At 73.1% G+C, this 16,228-nt stretch carries 16 protein-coding genes; 6 read left to right on the top strand and 10 right to left on the bottom strand.

The features are described from left to right. Positions 1 to 50 precede the first annotated feature (50 nt). The 3 genes from IE124_RS32890 to argH all read right to left on the bottom strand — a co-directional run bounded on the left by IE124_RS32890 (position 51) and on the right by argH (position 3,730). Entirely contained in the window at positions 51 to 1,595 is a 1,545-nt protein-coding gene (locus IE124_RS32890) for an MFS transporter (RefSeq protein ID WP_189513496.1), read from the bottom strand. Then, positions 1,592 to 2,143, bottom strand: a complete 552-nt coding sequence (locus tag IE124_RS32885) for a TetR/AcrR family transcriptional regulator (RefSeq protein WP_229833129.1) — start codon at positions 2,141 to 2,143, stop codon at positions 1,592 to 1,594. Before IE124_RS32885 ends, IE124_RS32890 begins: the two co-directional genes overlap by 4 nt. A gap of 156 nt (positions 2,144 to 2,299) precedes the next feature. After that, complete coding sequence (gene argH, locus IE124_RS32880; protein ID WP_189513492.1) at positions 2,300 to 3,730, bottom strand: argininosuccinate lyase; 1,431 nt, start codon at positions 3,728 to 3,730, stop codon at positions 2,300 to 2,302. 183 nt (positions 3,731 to 3,913) lie between these two features. Here argH and IE124_RS32875 point away from each other — a divergent pair, with 183 nt between their 5' ends. Continuing rightward, positions 3,914 to 5,149: a hypothetical protein gene (locus IE124_RS32875; RefSeq protein WP_189513490.1), complete on the top strand. Its 1,236-nt coding sequence runs from the start codon at positions 3,914 to 3,916 to the stop codon at positions 5,147 to 5,149. Between the two features lie 222 nt (positions 5,150 to 5,371). Beyond that, positions 5,372 to 6,058, top strand: coding sequence for a L,D-transpeptidase family protein (locus tag IE124_RS32870; RefSeq protein WP_189513488.1), 687 nt, complete (start codon positions 5,372 to 5,374; stop codon positions 6,056 to 6,058). A 26-nt stretch (positions 6,059 to 6,084) separates the two neighbouring features. Here the strand turns inward: IE124_RS32870 and IE124_RS32865 are convergent, their stop codons facing one another. The 5 genes from IE124_RS32865 to argC form a co-directional block, all read right to left on the bottom strand. Continuing rightward, positions 6,085 to 6,621, bottom strand: coding sequence for an arginine repressor (locus IE124_RS32865; RefSeq protein ID WP_141298588.1), 537 nt, complete (start codon positions 6,619 to 6,621; stop codon positions 6,085 to 6,087). A 7-nt stretch (positions 6,622 to 6,628) separates the two neighbouring features. Continuing rightward, complete coding sequence (locus IE124_RS32860) at positions 6,629 to 7,834, bottom strand: acetylornithine transaminase (protein ID WP_189513486.1); 1,206 nt, start codon at positions 7,832 to 7,834, stop codon at positions 6,629 to 6,631. Beyond that, complete coding sequence (argB, locus tag IE124_RS32855) at positions 7,834 to 8,736, bottom strand: acetylglutamate kinase (protein WP_189513484.1); 903 nt, start codon at positions 8,734 to 8,736, stop codon at positions 7,834 to 7,836. The genes IE124_RS32860 and argB overlap by 1 nt, the downstream gene beginning before the upstream one ends. After that, on the bottom strand, positions 8,733 to 9,899 hold the full coding sequence (gene argJ / locus IE124_RS32850) for a bifunctional glutamate N-acetyltransferase/amino-acid acetyltransferase ArgJ (protein ID WP_189513482.1): 1,167 nt from the start codon (positions 9,897 to 9,899) through the stop codon (positions 8,733 to 8,735). Before argJ ends, argB begins: the two co-directional genes overlap by 4 nt. A gap of 88 nt (positions 9,900 to 9,987) precedes the next feature. After that, positions 9,988 to 11,016: an N-acetyl-gamma-glutamyl-phosphate reductase gene (gene argC / locus IE124_RS32845; RefSeq protein WP_189513480.1), complete on the bottom strand. Its 1,029-nt coding sequence runs from the start codon at positions 11,014 to 11,016 to the stop codon at positions 9,988 to 9,990. Positions 11,017 to 11,203: 187 nt separating this feature from the next. On the opposite strand from argC, the gene IE124_RS32840 reads away from it, so the two are divergent. Continuing rightward, the gene (locus IE124_RS32840) at positions 11,204 to 11,809 is read left to right on the top strand and encodes a dihydrofolate reductase family protein (RefSeq protein WP_189513478.1); all 606 of its coding nucleotides are present in this window, start codon (positions 11,204 to 11,206) and stop codon (positions 11,807 to 11,809) included. Between the two features lie 83 nt (positions 11,810 to 11,892). Here IE124_RS32840 and IE124_RS35175 read toward each other — a convergent pair whose 3' ends face one another. Then, on the bottom strand, positions 11,893 to 12,258 hold the full coding sequence (locus IE124_RS35175; protein WP_229833126.1) for a hypothetical protein: 366 nt from the start codon (positions 12,256 to 12,258) through the stop codon (positions 11,893 to 11,895). A gap of 70 nt (positions 12,259 to 12,328) precedes the next feature. Between IE124_RS35175 and IE124_RS32835 the strand changes: the two genes are divergently transcribed. Next, positions 12,329 to 13,261, top strand: a complete 933-nt coding sequence (locus tag IE124_RS32835; protein ID WP_229833125.1) for a M48 family metallopeptidase — start codon at positions 12,329 to 12,331, stop codon at positions 13,259 to 13,261. A 22-nt stretch (positions 13,262 to 13,283) separates the two neighbouring features. Here the strand turns inward: IE124_RS32835 and IE124_RS35170 are convergent, their stop codons facing one another. Then, complete coding sequence (locus IE124_RS35170) at positions 13,284 to 13,793, bottom strand: hypothetical protein (RefSeq protein WP_229833122.1); 510 nt, start codon at positions 13,791 to 13,793, stop codon at positions 13,284 to 13,286. On the opposite strand from IE124_RS35170, the gene IE124_RS35165 reads away from it, so the two are divergent. Continuing rightward, the gene (locus IE124_RS35165; RefSeq protein ID WP_229833121.1) at positions 13,743 to 14,267 is read left to right on the top strand and encodes a sigma factor-like helix-turn-helix DNA-binding protein; all 525 of its coding nucleotides are present in this window, start codon (positions 13,743 to 13,745) and stop codon (positions 14,265 to 14,267) included. The two genes, IE124_RS35170 and IE124_RS35165, sit on opposite strands and share 51 nt — an antisense overlap. Before the next feature lie 142 nt (positions 14,268 to 14,409). Beyond that, the gene (locus IE124_RS32825; RefSeq protein WP_189513474.1) at positions 14,410 to 16,008 is read left to right on the top strand and encodes an ABC-F family ATP-binding cassette domain-containing protein; all 1,599 of its coding nucleotides are present in this window, start codon (positions 14,410 to 14,412) and stop codon (positions 16,006 to 16,008) included. Positions 16,009 to 16,228: the final 220 nt, after the last annotated feature.

Raw genomic sequence — 16,228 nt, 5'->3', positions numbered from 1 at the left:
TACGGGGGCACCGTCATGTCTGCGGCTGTGCGGCGTGGCGTGGCGTGGCGTCAGTGCTCGATGCCGTCGGCCAGCTTCTGGCCCCTCAGCAGGAACCAGGCCGCGACCGCGGTCGCGAGGAGGACCGCTGCGCCCACGCCGGCCGCGATCCGCAGGCCGTCGACGAACGCGTCCTGGGCGGCCGTGACCAGGGCCGTCGCCGTGTCCGGCGCGAGGGTGCCGGAGGCCTCGACCGCGCCGCCGAGCGATTCGTGGGCGGCCGACGCGACCTCGGAGGGGACGCCGGCCGGGGTGACGAAGCCCTGGTAGACGCCGGTCACGATGGAGCCGAGGACGGCGATGCCGAGCGCGGCGCCGAGCTCGTACGCCGTCTCGGAGACGGCGGAGGCGGATCCGGCCTGCTCCTTCGGGACGCTGGAGAGGATCACGTCGGCGGTGACGGTGAACGCGAAGCCGGCGCCCACACCGACGACGAGCAGGGCGGCACCGAGCAGCGGGTAGCCCGTCTGCTGGTCGAGGGTCGTCAGGACGGCGAGGGAGAGGCCGACCGCCGCGAGGCCGCCGGCCACGACGGCCCGCACGGAGAAGCGACGGGCCACGAGGCCCGCGATCAGGCCGGCCGTGACCGCGCCGATCGCGGCGGGGAGCTCGGCGAGACCGGCCTCCAGGGGCTGGCGGCCCTGGACCAGCTGGAAGAACTGGGACAGGAAGAAGACCAGGCCGGAGAGGCCGAGGATGGTCAGCAGGTCGGCGAGGACGGCGCCGGAGAATCCGCGGTTGCGGAAGAGGCGCATGTCCAGGAGCGGCGCGGGCAGGGTGAGCTGCCGACGGACGAACCAGGTCAGGGCGCCGGCACCGATGAGGGCCGCCGCGCCGGCGTCCAGGGAGGGGCCGTGCGAGGCCAGCTCCTTGATCGCGTACACGATGCCGATCATGCCGACGAGGGACAGGCCGACGCTGGGGAGGTCCCAGGGGCCCGGGTTCGGGTTCTTCGACTCGGGGATCAGCTTGATGCCGACGAGGACGAGGACCGCCATCACGGGCAGGTTGATGAGGAAGACCGAGCCCCACCAGAAGTGCTCCAGGAGGAATCCGCCGACGACCGGACCGACGGCGGCACCGGCCGAGGCCATGGCGCCCCAGATGCCGATGGCGAGGCTGCGCTCGCGCGGGTCGTGGAAGAGGTTCCGGATGAGCGCCAGGGTCGACGGCATCAGGGTGGCGCCGGCGACGCCGAGGAGCGCGCGGGCCACGATCATCATCTCGGGGCTGGTCGCGTAGGCGTTCAGTACGGAGACCGTGCCGAAGGCGGTGGCGCCGACCAGCAGCAGCTTCTTGCGGCCGATGCGGTCGCCGAGGCTGCCCATGGAGACCAGGAGTCCGGCGATGACGAACGAGTAGACGTCGCCGATCCAGAGCAGCTGGGTGCCCGACGGTTCGAGGTCCTCGGAGAGGAAGGGGGTGGCGAGGCCCAGGACCGTGGCGTCGACCGCCACGAGGAGGACGGCCAGGACGAGAACGGAAAGGGCGAGCCACCGACCGGGGCGGCGCACGCCCTCGATATGGTCCGGGTGCTTGACGGTGCTGATGCTCACTTCTCCACGCTCCTGCGCGCTCCGCCGAGCAGCAGCTCGACGATCATGTACTGGAAGTCCTTGGCGGCGACCCGGCCGTCCTGCACGGCCCAGGCGCCGGAACCGATGAGCCCGTAGAGGGCCTCGGTGAGCCAGGCGGGGGTCAGGTCGATCCGGAAGGTGCCCTCTTCCTGGCCACGCCGGAAGAGGTCGGAGACCCGGGCGTCGAGGCGGGCCCAGCCTTCGTTCTGCTGGTCGCCCTCGAAGAGCTGGTTCTCGGTCACGAGGAACGACAGCAGGGGCGCGACGGGCTCCACCTCGGCGACGAGCCTCCGTACGGCCTCATCCGCGGGACCTTCGTCGGTCCGCGCCCGGTCCTGAGCCGCTTCCAGTTCCTGGAGGCCGAGCTCTTCGAGCGCCCGCACGAGCGCGTCCCGCCCGGCGAACTGCCGGTGCAGCGTGGCCCGACCGATCCCGGCGGCCCGCGCGACCTCGTCCATGGTGGCGGTCGCCTTGCGGGAGAGCAGGGCGGCGGCGGCACGGAGCACCTGGGTGCGATCGACTGACATGAGACGACCATACACCGAATGAGACATCAATGTCTCACTCAATTCCTCAGTGTCTCAAAAAGTGGCCGGAAGGCCCCGCGACACGGAGAGACGACGACAGCGCCGCCGCCCGGGATGGGCGGCGGCGCTGTGACGGCCGGGGGTGAGCTCTGCGGGTTACTTCTGCTTGGCGGTGGACCAGGCGTGCTGGATCACCAGGTCCGCCTTGACCTCGACGAGCTGGGTGGCGACCGCCGAGGGGGCGGTGCCGCCGCGACCGTCGCGGGAGGCGAGGGCGCCGGGGACGTTGAGGACCGTGCGGACCTCGGGGGTGAGGTGCTCGGAGATCTTGGCGAACTGCTCGTCCGTGAGCTCGTCGAGCTCCTTGCCCTCGGACTCGGCGACCTTCACGCACTCGCCGGCGACCTCGTGCGCCACCCGGAACGGCACACCCTGCTTGACCAGCCACTCCGCGATGTCCGTCGCGAGGGAGAAGCCCGCCGGGGCCAGCTCCTCCATGCGCTCGCGGTTGACCGTGAGCGTGGCCATCATGCCCGTGAAGGCGGGCAGCAGGACCTCCAGCTGGTCGCAGGAGTCGAAGACCGGCTCCTTGTCCTCCTGGAGGTCGCGGTTGTACGCGAGCGGGAGGGCCTTGAGGGTGGCGAGCAGGCCCGTCAGATTGCCGATCAGCCGGCCCGACTTGCCCCGCGCCAGCTCGGCGATGTCCGGGTTCTTCTTCTGCGGCATGATCGACGAGCCGGTGGAGAAGGCGTCGTGCAGGGTCACGAAGGAGAACTCCTTCGTGTTCCAGATGATGATCTCCTCCGCGATCCGGGAGAGGTTCACCCCGATCATCGCCGTGATGAAGGCGAACTCCGCCACGAAGTCACGGGAGGCCGTGCCGTCGATCGAGTTGCCGACCGAGCCGCGCTCGAAGCCGAGGTCCTTGGCGACCGCCTCCGGGTCGAGCCCGAGCGAGGAGCCCGCGAGGGCGCCGGAGCCGTACGGGGAGACGGCCGTCCGGGTGTCCCACTGCCGCAGCCGCTCGCCGTCCCGGGAGAGGGACTGGGCGTGGGCCAGGACGTGGTGGGCGAAGAGCACCGGCTGCGCGTGCTGGAGGTGCGTACGGCCGGGCATGGCGACGTCCGCGTGCGCCTCGGCGAGGCCGACGAGGGCGTCCTGGAGCTCGGCGATGAGCCCGCCGATGATGCGGGCGTGGTCCCGGAGGTACATCCGGAAGAGGGTCGCGACCTGGTCGTTCCGGGACCGGCCGGCGCGCAGCTTGCCGCCGAGGTCCGGGCCGAGCCGCTCCAGCAGGCCGCGCTCCAGGGCGGTGTGGACGTCCTCGTCGGCGATGGTGCCGACGAAGGAGCCGTCGGCGACGTCCCCCTCCAGCTGGTCGAGGCCCGCGAGCATGCGGGTCAGCTCGTCCTCGGTGAGCAGGTCCGCCTTGTGCAGCACACGCGCGTGGGCACGGGAGCCGGCGATGTCGTACGGCGCGAGACGCCAGTCGAAGTGGACCGACGCGGACAGCTTCGCGAGGGCCTCGGCGGGGCCGTCGGCGAACCGGCCGCCCCAGAGCCGGACGTCACCGTTGTTGCTGCTCACTGCTGCTCCTCGGGAGGGTGGGTACGTGTGCGGGTCGCGCCGGGCGGCCGTCGCGCGCCCTCAAGTAGGCATAACTATGCAGTGCACCGTATGTTTTGTCAATCCGGTCTCCGTCGGGGCGGCCGGGGACGGTGACCCGGTAATTCACGGGACTCCCGAACCCCCTGGACCTAGGCTCCGGCCATGTCGAGCAACGCGCACGCGGACGTCACGGACCGTCTCGCCCGGGCCCTGGAGGGTGCCGACCCCGGCGCGTGGGGCGATCTGGACGAGGAGATCCGCGGTCTGGCCCGGTGGGGCCGCCTCACGCCGGCGCCGGGTGAGTGGCTCGCCACCGCCCCGGCCGCGCCGCCCACCGCCCTCGAACTGGCCCTCGCCCTCTGCGCCCCCGACGGCCGGATCCGGGAGGCGGCCCTTCCCCATGTCGCCCGCACCCCCGTGCTCCTCCCCCTCGTCGTCATCCGGTGCGCCGACTGGGCCGAGCCCGTACGGGAACGGGCCCGGGTCCTGCTGCGCGCCGAGCTGCCGGGACTCGCGCCCGAGGCGCTCGCCGCCGTGGCCTCCGTCGCCCTCCGGGAAGGCCGACGGCTGCGTGGAGAGGCCGCGTGCGAGCTGCTGAGCGCACGGCTCCACGAGGTTCCTGCGGAGTGGCTCGCCCCGCCGCTCGCCGCCGAGGACCGGGCCCTCCGGCGGCTCGCGCACCGGGTCGCGATCGAGCGCGGCCTCTTCTCCCCCGCCCGGCTCGCCACGATCGCCGCCACCGACCTCGACGTGATCGTCCAGGACGTGTGCGCGAACGCGGCGATCGCCGCCGCGGGCGACACCGTCGACGAGTCGGTCCTCGCTCCCTTGCTGGGATCCCGCGTCGGCCGCGTGCGGGCGGCCGGTGTGACGGCTCTGCGCCGCGGCGGGCGGGCCGCCGACGCCGAGCCGTTCCTCTACGACCGCTCCGCGCTCGTACGCGCCTGCGCCCGCTGGACCCTGCGGCAGACGGGCACGGATCCGCTGCCGCTCTACCGGGCCGCCTGCGCGTCCGGGGACCCGACGCCCGACTTCGCTCCGGTGGGACTCGGCGAGTGCGGCGACCGGACCGTGGACGCACCCGTGCTCTGGTCGTTGACCGGGCACGAGCGGCCCCGGGTGCGGGCCGGTGCCGTGGTGGGGCTGCGGCTGCTCGACGCCGTACGGTTCCCGCGGCTCGTACCGCTGCTCGACGACGATTCGCCCCGGGTCGTACGGGAGACCCTGAAGGCGCTGGCCCCGTGGGACGACCATCGGCCGGTCGGCGACCCGCCCCCGGTGCCGGTGCCGGTACGTGTGCCGATCGCCGCGCCGGTCCCCGAGCCGCGCTCGTGGGTCGGGCGGGTGCTCCGGCTCGTCCGGCGGCGTGATCTCAGGCGCACGACCGCCGCCGAATAGCCGTGCACGAGGGGCGGCGCCGACGGGTCCCGTCTAGGGGGTGTCGTCGAATTCCCGTCGTCGCCCGAAGGGCGGCCCCGCGGCGTCTGGTGCGTGCTCTCGGCGTGCCGGGTGGAAGCCCACGTACTGGACGTACGTGGGCTTTCTCCCGGTGCGGCGAGAGTGCGTGCCAGACGCCGCGGGGCAGACGGGAATTTGACGACAGGCCCTAGCGTCGCGCCCATGCGCGTCCTCCTCGTCCTCGGTGCCGCCCTGCTCTCCCTGGGTGCCGCGCCGGCTCCCGTACCGCTGCCCGCGCGGATGGCGGACACCGGCGGGGGCTCGCAGCTGATCACGGCCGAGGCCGCCCGCACCGGTGCCACCACGGGGACGCTCACCTGGTGGGACCGGCGCGGTGGGCGGTGGGTGAAGGCGGGATCCGCGCCCGCGCGCTTCGGCACGAACGGGCTCGTCGAGGGAAACCGGCGCCGGCAGGGCACGAACACCACGCCCACCGGGCTCTACCGGCTGCCGTACGCCTTCGGGGTTCGGGCCCGGCCCGCCGGCACCCGCTTCCCGTACGTCCGGGTCACCGAGCGCTCCTGGTGGTGCCAGGACAACGACTCACGCGCGTACAACCGGCAGGTCGAGGGCCTGCCCCGGGACTGCCGGGCCGCCGAGGCCGAGCACCTCGTCTCGTACGGGACGCAGTACGCGCACGCGCTCGTCATCGGCTTCAACTACGACCGTCCGGTGCGCGGACGCGGTGCCGGGATCTTTCTGCACGTCAACGGCCGCGGGGCGACGGCCGGTTGCGTATCCGTACCGGCCGAGGCCATGCGTGCGGTCCTCGCCTGGGCGGACCCCGCGCGCCGGCCGCACATCGCCGTCGGCACGCGGAGCGGTCCGACGGCGATCACACGGTACTGACCTGTACTACGTCAGGTCGACGGTCCTCAGCGGTCCTTCTGCGCGAGGCGCAGCAGGTGGTCGGCGAGCGCCTGGCCGCCCGTCGGGTCCCGGCTGATCAGCAGGAGCGTGTCGTCGCCCGCGATCGTGCCGAGGATCGCGTGGAGTTCGGCCTGGTCGATGGCCGACGCGAGGAACTGCGCCGCGCCCGGCGGGGTCCGCAGCACCACCAGGTTGGCGGAGGCCTCGGCGGAGATCAGCAGTTCGCCGGAGAGGCGCCGCATGCGCTCCTCCTTGGCGGACTCGCCGAGCGGCGCCTGCGGGGTGCGGAAGCCGCCCTCGCTGGGCACCGCGTAGATCAGCTCTCCACCGGTGTTGCGGATCTTCACCGCGCCGAGCTCGTCGAGGTCGCGGGAGAGCGTCGCCTGAGTGACGCTCAGTCCGTCGTCCGCGAGGAGCTTGGCGAGCTGGCTCTGCGAGCGCACCGGCTGGCGGTTGAGGATGTCGACGATCCTGCGGTGGCGTGCGGTACGGGTCTGCGGAACGGACGGCCCGCCGTGCTCGTTCTCCTGCGCGTCGGTCATCGTCGTCTCATTCTCCGGTTCGTCCTTGCCCGTTCGCCACGTCGAGGACTCCGGGGAGGGCCTGGAGGAAGGCGTCCGCCTCGGCGTCGGTGAGGACCAGCGGAGGCATGATCCTGATGACGTCGGGGGCGGGCGCGTTGACCAGGAGGCCGGCGTCCTGGGCCGCCTGCTGCACCTGGGGTGCGAGGGGTCCGGTGAGCACGATACCCAGCAGGAGGCCCGCACCACGGACGTGGGAGACCAGCGGGTGGCCGAGACCCTCGATTCCCTGGCGCAGCCGCTCCCCCACCACCTTGACGTGGTCGAGGGCCGCGTCGGCCCCGAGGGTGTCCAGGACGGCGAGTCCGGCGGCGCAGGCGACCGGGTTGCCGCCGAAGGTGGTGCCGTGGTGGCCGGGGCCGAAGAGCTCCGCGGCCGGGCCGAAGGCGACGGTCGCGCCGATCGGGAGGCCGCCGCCGAGGCCCTTGGCGAGGGTCACGACATCCGGGTCGACGCCTTCGTGGGCCTGGTACTCGAACCAGTGGCCGCAGCGGCCGATGCCGGTCTGGACCTCGTCGAGGACGAGGAGCGTGCCGGTGGCGCGGGTGATCTCCCGGGCGGCCTTCAGGTAGCCCGGGGGCGGGACGACGACGCCGTTCTCGCCCTGGATCGGCTCGATGACGACGAGCGCGGTGTCCTCGGTGACGGCGGCGCGCAGCGCCTCGACATCGCCGTAGGGGACGTGGGTGACGTCGCCGGGGAGCGGCAGGAACGGGGTCTGCTTGGCGGGCTGGCCGGTGAGGGCGAGGGAGCCCATGGTCCGGCCGTGGAAGCCGCCCTCGGTGGCGACCATGTGGGAGCGGCCGGTGAGCCGGCCGATCTTGAAGGCTCCTTCGACGGCCTCGGCGCCCGAGTTGCAGAAGAAGACCTTGCCGGGACGGCCGAAGAGGGCGAGGAGCCGCTCGGCGAGGGCGACGGGCGGCTCGGCGACGAAGAGGTTCGAGACGTGGCCGAGGGTCCGGATCTGCCGGGTGACGGCCTCGACGATCGCCGGGTGCCCGTGGCCGAGGGCGTTGACCGCGATGCCGCCGACGAAGTCCAGGTACTCCTTGCCGTCGGCGTCCCAGACCTTGGCGCCCTCACCGCGGACGAGGGGCAGCCGGGGGGTGCCGTAGTTGTTCATGAGCGAGCCCTGCCACCGCTGGGTCAGCTGCTCGTTGCCGGTGCCGCTCATCATTCCCCCTGTCCGTCCGGCACGACCATCGTGCCGATGCCCTCGTCGGTGAAGATCTCCAGCAGGATCGAGTGCTGGACGCGGCCGTCGATCACGCGTGCCGTGGTGACCCCGTTCCGTACGGCGTGCAGGCAGCCCTCCATCTTGGGGACCATGCCGCTGGAGAGGTCGGGCAGCAGCTTCTCCAGCTGGCTCGCGGTGAGCCTGCTGATGACCTCGTCGCTGTGGGGCCAGTCCTCGTACAGGCCCTCGACGTCGGTCAGGACCATCAGCGTCTCGGCACCCAGCGCCGCAGCGAGTGCCGCAGCCGCCGTATCAGCATTGACGTTGTAGACATGTCCGTCGTCCTGGGAGCGGGCGATGGAGGAGATGACCGGGATCCGGCCGTCCTCCAGGAGCGCCTCGATGGCGCCGGTGTCGAGGGCGGTGATCTCGCCGACCCGGCCGATGTCGACCGTCTCGCCGCCGATGACCGGCTGGTGCTTGGTGGCGGTGATGGTGTGGGCGTCCTCGCCGGTCATGCCGACGGCGAACGGGCCGTGCTGGTTGAGCAGCCCGACGAGCTCGCGCTGGACCTGTCCGGCGAGGACCATCCGTACGACGTCCATGGCGTCCTCGGTGGTGACCCGCAGGCCCGCCTTGAACTCGCTGACGATGCCGTGCCGGTCGAGGGCGGCGCTGATCTGGGGGCCGCCGCCGTGGACGACGACCGGCTTGAGGCCGGCGTGGCGCAGGAAGACGACGTCCTGGGCGAAGGCGGCCTTGAGGTCGTCGTCGATCATGGCGTTGCCGCCGAACTTGATGACGACGGTCTTGCCGTGGTGGCGGGTGAGCCAGGGCAGGGCTTCGATGAGGATCTCTGCCTTGGGGAGGGCGGTGTGCTTCCGCGCGGTGTTGCTCATGACGAGTACGCGCTGTTCTCGTGGACGTAGTCGGCGGTCAGGTCGTTCGCCCAGATGACGGCGGACTCGGTGCCGGCGGCGAGGTCGGCGGTGATGACGACCTCCCGGTAGCGCATGTCGACGAGCTCGCGGTCCTCGCCGACGGAGCCGTTCCTGCAGACCCACACGCCGTTGATGGCGACGTCGAGCTGATCCGGGTCGAAGGCCGCCGCCGTGGTGCCGATGGCGGAGAGCACCCGGCCCCAGTTGGGGTCCTCGCCGTGGATGGCGCACTTGAGGAGGTTGTTCCGGGCGATGGAGCGGCCCACCTCGACGGCGTCGTCCTCGGTGGCGGCGTTGATCACCTCGATGCGGATGTCCTTGCTGGCGCCCTCGGCGTCGCCGATCAGCTGGCGGGCGAGGTCGTCGCAGACCTCCCGTACGGCCTCGGTGAACGCGTCCTGCGCGGGGGTGACGCCGGAGGCGCCGGAGGCGAGGAGGAGGACGGTGTCGTTGGTGGACATGCAGCCGTCGGAGTCGACCCGGTCGAAGGTGACGCGGGTGGCGCCCCGGAGCGCGCTGTCCAGGCCCTTGGCGTCGACGTCGGCGTCGGTGGTGAGGACGACGAGCATGGTGGCGAGGCCCGGGGCGAGCATGCCGGCGCCCTTCGCCATGCCGCCGACCGTCCAGCCGTCCTTCGTGACCACGGAGGTCTTGTGGACGGTGTCGGTGGTCTTGATGGCGATGGCGGCCTTCTCGCCGCCGTGCTCGGAGAGTTCGGCCGCGGCCTTCTCGACGCCGGGGAGCAGCCTGTCCATGGGGAGCAGGACGCCGATGAGGCCGGTGGAGGCGACGGCGACCTCGCCGGCGCCGACCTCGGTGCCCTTCGCGCTCAGGACCTCGGCGACCTTCTCGGCGGTGGCGTGGGTGTCCTGGAAGCCCTTCGGTCCGGTGCAGGCGTTGGCGCCGCCGGAGTTGAGGACGACGGCGGTCAGCTCGCCGTCGGCGAGGACCTGCTGGGACCAGACGACGGGCGCGGCCTTGACGCGGTTGGAGGTGAAGACTCCCGCGGCGGCGCGGCGGGGCCCGGTGTTGACCACGAGGGCCAGGTCCGGGTTGCCGTTCTGCTTGATCCCGGCGGCGATGCCCGCTGCCGTGAATCCCTTCGCTGCGGTCACGCTCACTGTGCTTCTCCGTTCGCTTCTCCGCCCGCGCAGCGCAGAGGTGCGGGCATCGTCGTTGTCTGCAGACCGGCGGCTGCGCGTGCGTCGCTCACGGCGCAACTCCGATCGTGGAAAGCCCGGTGTCCTCAGGGAGGCCCAGGGCGATGTTCATGCTCTGCACCGCACCGCCGGCGGTGCCCTTGGTGAGGTTGTCGATGGCGCTGATGGCGATGATCCGCTTCGCGGCGGGGTCGTACGCGACCTGCACCTGAACGGCGTTGGAACCGTAGACGGACGCCGTCGCCGGCCACTGGCCCTCGGGGAGCAGGTGGACGAAGGGCTCGTCCGCGAAGGCCTTCTCGTAGGCGTCGCGCACGGCTTCGGCGGTGACGCCCGGCTTCGCGGCGGCGGTGCAGGTGGCGAGGATGCCGCGGGGCATCGGGGCCAGGGTGGGCGTGAAGGAGACGGTGACCCGCTCCCCCGCCGGTCCGCTGAGGTTCTGGATCATCTCGGGGGTGTGGCGGTGGCCGCCGCCGACGCCGTACGGCGACATGCTGCCCATGACCTCGCTGCCGAGGAGGTGCGGCTTGGCGGCCTTGCCGGCGCCGGAGGTCCCGGAGGCGGCGACGATCACGGCCTCGGGCTCGGCGAGGCCGCCCGCGTACGCCGGGAAGAGCGCGAGCGAGACGGCGGTGGGGTAGCAGCCGGGCACCGCGATGCGCTTGGAGCCTTCCAGCGCGGCGCGGGCACCGGGGAGTTCGGGGAGCCCGTAGGGCCAGGTCCCTGCGTGCGGGGAGCCGTAGTACGTCTCCCAGTCGGCGGGGTCCACCAGCCGGAAGTCGGCGCCCATGTCGACGACGAGGACGTCGGGACCGAGCTGCTCGGCGACGGCGGCGGACTGGCCGTGCGGCAGGGCCAGGAAGACGACCTCGTGCCCCGCGAGCTCCTCGGCCGCGGTCGGCGCGAGGACGCGGTCGGCGAGCGGAAGCAGGTGGGGCTGGAGGGCTCCGAGCTTCTGGCCCGCGTTGGAGTGGCCCGTCAGGGTGCCGATCTCGACGTGGGGGTGCGCGAGAAGCAGGCGCAGGAGTTCCCCGCCCGCGTATCCGCTCGCACCCGCGACCGCTGCTCGTACCTTCATCGAAACCCTCCTCATAGATGGCATGACTATACGTGCGCCCGCAGTTTTATGCAACGGCGCGAGTCGAGGGCACCGTCCCCGGCGGGCTCGCGCGCGTCGAGGGTTTCTCGTTCCTCCACGGCGTGGCCGATGAGTTTGCGGCTCCCGGCCGGTCCAAGCTCGTGGCACCCCAGGAAAGGACACCGCCATGTCGGAGCTTCTCGTCGACTTCATCACCTCCCTCGACGGCTACGCGTCGGGAGAGGGCTGGCCCGGGTTCTGGGGCCTCGAAGGCCCGGAGTACCTCGCATGGCTCGGCGAGCAGCCCAAGGTCACGTACCTGATGGGGGCGAACACCTACCGCCTGATGTCGGGCTTCGCCGCAGGCGAGGTCCCGGATGGCCAGGACGAGTTCAGGCCCGAGGAGGAGGCGTCCGTCGACGAACTCACGCAGGCGTCCAAGGTGGTCTTCTCCTCCTCGCTCGAGGAGCCGCTGACGTGGGCCAACTCCACGCTCGTCCGCGACGACGCCGTCGAGGCGGTCCGCGCCATGAAGTCGAGCGGCTCGGGGCTCCTCAGCACGATCGGCAGCCTCAGCCTGTGCCGGTCCCTGCTGCGAGCCGGACTCGTCGACCGCTTCCGGGTCGTGATGTTCCCGGTGATCACCGGGGCCACGGGCGAGGAACGCATCTACGACGGCTACCCGGACGTCGCCCTCGAGATGACCGAACACCGCACCTTCGACGGCCGCATCCAGCTGGTCGAGTACAAGCCCCGCGTACTCGAGCACCCGCCACTCCACGTCCCCGCGTGACTCGCCCGTTCCACCAGGCTCCAGACATCCGAAGCACTCGGTCACCAGGGCCGATACCCTCTCCGCCGTGAACGGCGGTCCCGTCAGGACCGCAGGGGAGGGACAAGAACATGACGGTGACCACGGACGTCGTCCAAGGGGCCGAGCGGCAGTGCCCGGAGTGCGGGACGCCGGTGACGGGCGGAGGGCGGTTCGTCGCCTGGTGCGCCGCCTGCGAGTGGAACGTCGATCCGGACGGGCGCGTCGAGGAGACACCCGGGCGCGTCGAGAGGATGCGGCGGGGGCTCGCTCAGCGCTTCGGGGAGCAGCTGTTCAGCGACCTCTCGGAGCGCGGTGAGCTCGGTGCCTTCGGTGAGCGTGGCGACGAGTCCGGCCGTACGGGGGCAGGGCGGCCGCCCCGGCGCGGGGCGGCTGGATTCCTCGCCACCGCGCTCGCCCTCGCCGTCCACGGAGTCACGCTCGCGCTGCTCGCGGGCGGCCTGTGGCTGGTCGTCGCCGGGTGGGGGGGGCGCCCTGCCCGTGCTCGGCGGTCTCCTCCTCGTCGTGGCCTTCGGGCTGCGGCCCCGGTTCGCGCGCCTCTCCAAGGTCGAGGAGCGCCTGCCCGTCCTGCGCCGGGCGGACGCCCCGCGGCTCTTCGCGCTGCTCGACGAGGTCGCGGCGGGCGCCCGGACCACCGGCGTACGGGCCGTGGTGATCGACGCCGACACCAACGCCTCGGTCAGTGTGTACGGCATCAGGCAGCACCGGGTGCTCCACCTCGGGCTCGGCCTGTGGGAGACCCTGTCGCCGCAGGAGCGGATCGCGCTCCTGGGCCATGAGTTCGGGCACTACGCCCACGGGGACACCCGCCACTCCCTGATCATCGGCAACGCCTTCCGTTCGCTGTCCACCTGGCGCTACGCGCTGGCCCACGAGCCCGCCGACAGCCTCATGGACCACGTCGTGAACCTCATGACCGCGCTGCCCCGTCTGTTCGTCGAGGGCGTCGTCGTCCTCCTGGACCAACTGACCCTGCGCGGCTCGCAGCGCGCCGAGTACCTCGCCGACACGACCGCCGCCCGCGCCGCCGGTACGGAGGCGGCGGCCGGCCTGATGGACCGGCTGCTCGTCGCCGAAGGCGTCACGGGTGAACTCCGCAGGGAGTCCGTGGCCGCGCGGACCCGGATCGGCGGCGCGCGCCGGGAGGATCCGGCCGAGGGGCTGTGGGAGCGGCTCGCCGCCCACGCGGCGTCGGTGCCGGAGCACGAGTACGAGCGGCTGCGGCAGGTCGCGGAGCGGCGCGGGCACAGCGTGGACTCCACGCACCCGCCCACCCATCTGCGCCACCGGCTGCTCACCGGGGGCGAGCCCTGTGAGGCCCTGATCGTCCTGGACGCGGCGCGGGCCGCGGGGGTCGACGCGGAGCTCGCGGAGGCCCGCCGGGTCATCGCCCGTGAGGTCGTACGCGGATAGGGGTCGTCCCGTGCGGGCCGTGTCACATCGGGGCGTGTCCTCGCGTCAACGCGGTGACGGAACCGACGAGGAGTGAGGCCCCATGCACGACGACACGTTGCTCACCGCTCTGACCAGGCGCTTCGATGCCGATCAGGAGCAGCTGCGGGGCTTGGCCCTGCGCTTGATGGGGTCGCCGGGCGAGGCCGATGACGTCCTCGCGGCGGCACGGGCCGAGCTCGGGCGGGACGGCGCGGGGGTACTTGGTGCCTGGCTGGCGGCCCATGTGGGGCAGGCGTGCGTGCGCGGGCTCCGGGAGCGCGCCGCGGGCGCGGAGCGGCCGGGGGGCGTGGGTTCCCCTGGTGGGGGTGTCCGTGGTGGGGGCGTCGGTCGTGCGGGGGTCCGTGGTGGGGGTGTCCGTGGTGGGGACCTTCGTCGTGCGGGGCGGGGGCGGGGGGCCGGGGGTCCTGATGGGGCGGACTCCGTGTGGCTCGCGTTGCTCGTGGTGCTTGAGGGGCTCGGCGCCGAGGAGCGGCTCGCGTACGTCCTGCACGACCTGTTCGGGCTCCCGCCGGACGAGACCGCGCGGGTCACCGGCGGCTCCCCCGGGGACGCGGCGCGGCTCGCCCGGCGGGTCCGGGAGCGGATCCGGGGCGGCGGCGCCGCGCGGGCCGACGGGGGTCCGGGGCGGCAGCGTGCGGTGGTGGGACGGTTCCTCGCGGCGGCACGCGCGCGTGACGCCCGCGCGCTGGCCGCCGTCCTCGCCCCGGACGTCGTGGCGTACTCCGAGCGCGGACCGGTCCACGGCGCCCCGGCCGTGGCGGAGGCGGCCGTCGCCTTCGCCCGCCTCGCCGGTGTGGCGCGGCCCGCGCTGGTCGACGGGTCCGTCGGGCTCGTCGCCTTCGTGGCCGGCGCCCCGGTCTCCGCGGTGGCGTTCACGCTCCGGCACGACCGGATCGCCGTCCTGGACATCACCACCGGGGAGGAGCGTGTGCGCGCCCTGGACCTGGCCTTCTCCGAGGACTGAGAGCGCGGCCGGACGGAAATGCCCATGCGTCGAGGCAGACCGCTCCGTTAGCCTCGACACATGTCCACGCCCCGAATCTCCTAGCTGCGGACCCACTTCCACGCCACCCGTGTGTCCCCCAGCTGTTTCGGAGCGTTATCCCATGATCACCGTTCGTGGTGCCGACGTGCGCGTCGGCGCCCGGCTCCTGCTGTCCGGCGTCTCCTTCCACGTCGCCCCCGGCGACCGGATCGGCCTCGTCGGCCGCAACGGCGCCGGCAAGACCACCCTGCTCGACACCCTGGCCGGACTGCGCGCCCCCGCCGCCGGCACCGTGACCCGTACCGGCTCCGTCGGCCACCTCCCGCAGGACTCGCGGGCCGCCGACCCCGCCGTCTCCGTCACCGACCGGATCCTCTCCGCGCGAGGCCTCGACCAGGCCGTCCGGCGGCTCGGGGAGGCGGCCCGCCGGCTCGGCGAGACTACCGACGCGCGGGCGCTCGCCGCGTACGACCGGGCGGAAGTCGCGTTCGAGGCGGGCGGCGGGTACGCGGCCGAGGCGGAGGCGGCCCGGGTCGCCGCCGGGCTCGGCCTGCCCGCCGAGGTGCTGGACCGGCCCGTCGGCCGGCTGTCCGGCGGGCAGAAGCGCCGCGTCGAGCTGGCACGGATCCTCTTCGCGGGCCACGGCCCGGAGGACACCCTGCTCCTCGACGAGCCGACCAACCATCTGGACGCCGACTCGATCGGCTGGCTGCGCGGCTTCCTGACCGCGCACCGGGGCGGGCTGGTGCTGATCAGCCACGACGTCCGGCTCCTCACCGACACCGTCAACCGCGTCTTCCACCTCGATCCGGAGCGCGCCGCGCTCGACATCCACAACACCGACCGGCGCACCTACCTCGCGCAGCGGGACGCCGACGAGCGACGCCGGGTGCGCGAGCGGGCCAACGCCGAGCGGAAGGCGTCCGCGCTGCACGCCCAGGCGGAGCGCATGAAGTCCCGGGTGGCGACGGCGACGACGGCCCGCAGCATGGCACGCCGGGCCGACCGCATGCTCGCGGACCTCGACCCGGCGCGGCAGGCCGAGCGGGTCGCCCGCATCCGGCTGCCCGAACCCGCGCCCTGCGGCCGTACGCCGCTGGGCGCGGTCTCGCTCACCAAGGCGTACGGGGAACGCCCCGTGCTCAGCGGGGTGGACCTGGCGGTGGACCGGGGCAGCAGGCTGGTCGTCCTCGGGTTCAACGGAGCCGGGAAGACGACGCTGCTGCGGCTGCTCGCCGGGGCGGAGACGCCCGACGAGGGGCGGGTCGTACGCGGGCACGGGCTGCGCCTCGGATACTTCGCCCAGGAGCACGAGACCCTCGACCCGGGCCGCACGGTCCGGGAGAACCTCGCGGGGGCGGCGCCGCACCTGACGGACGGTGAGGTACGGGCGGTGCTCGGCGCCTTCCTGTTCCGGGGCGACGAGGCGGACAAGCCGGCCGGGGTGCTCTCCGGCGGCGAGAAGACCCGGCTGGCGCTGGCCGCGCTCGTCCACTCCGGCGCGAACGTGCTGCTCCTGGACGAGCCCACGAACAACCTGGACCCCGCTTCCCGGGACGAGGTCCTGGCGGCTGTGGGCATCTATCCGGGCGCGATCGTCATGGTCACGCACGACGAGGGCGCCATCGACGCGCTGCGCCCGGAGCGGGTCCTGCTGCTCCCGGACGCGGACGAGGACCTGTGGAGCAAGGAGTACCGGGAGCTCGTCACCCTGGCGTGAGGGGGCCGCGAGCGGGGGGGGACGGGGGGTCCGGGATCAGGACGCGGGCCGCGCCTCCCTCCTCGCCGGCCGTGACCCGGACCGGACCCCGACCTGCGTGTCGGGGTCCGGTCCGAGGAGCGGGAGGGAGACCCCTGAGGCCCCGCTCCCCGGCTCACCTAGGACTTGTCCGGCCGATCATGTGACTACTCCGCGTCGGGGTCGTTGATGTGGACATGGG

The sequence above is a fragment of the Streptomyces narbonensis genome, from assembly GCF_014649015.1.
GTDB classification, from domain to species: domain Bacteria; phylum Actinomycetota; class Actinomycetes; order Streptomycetales; family Streptomycetaceae; genus Streptomyces; species Streptomyces narbonensis.
The sequence above is the reverse complement of the archived record's forward strand: the minus strand, read 5'-3'. Positions and strand labels throughout refer to the sequence as shown.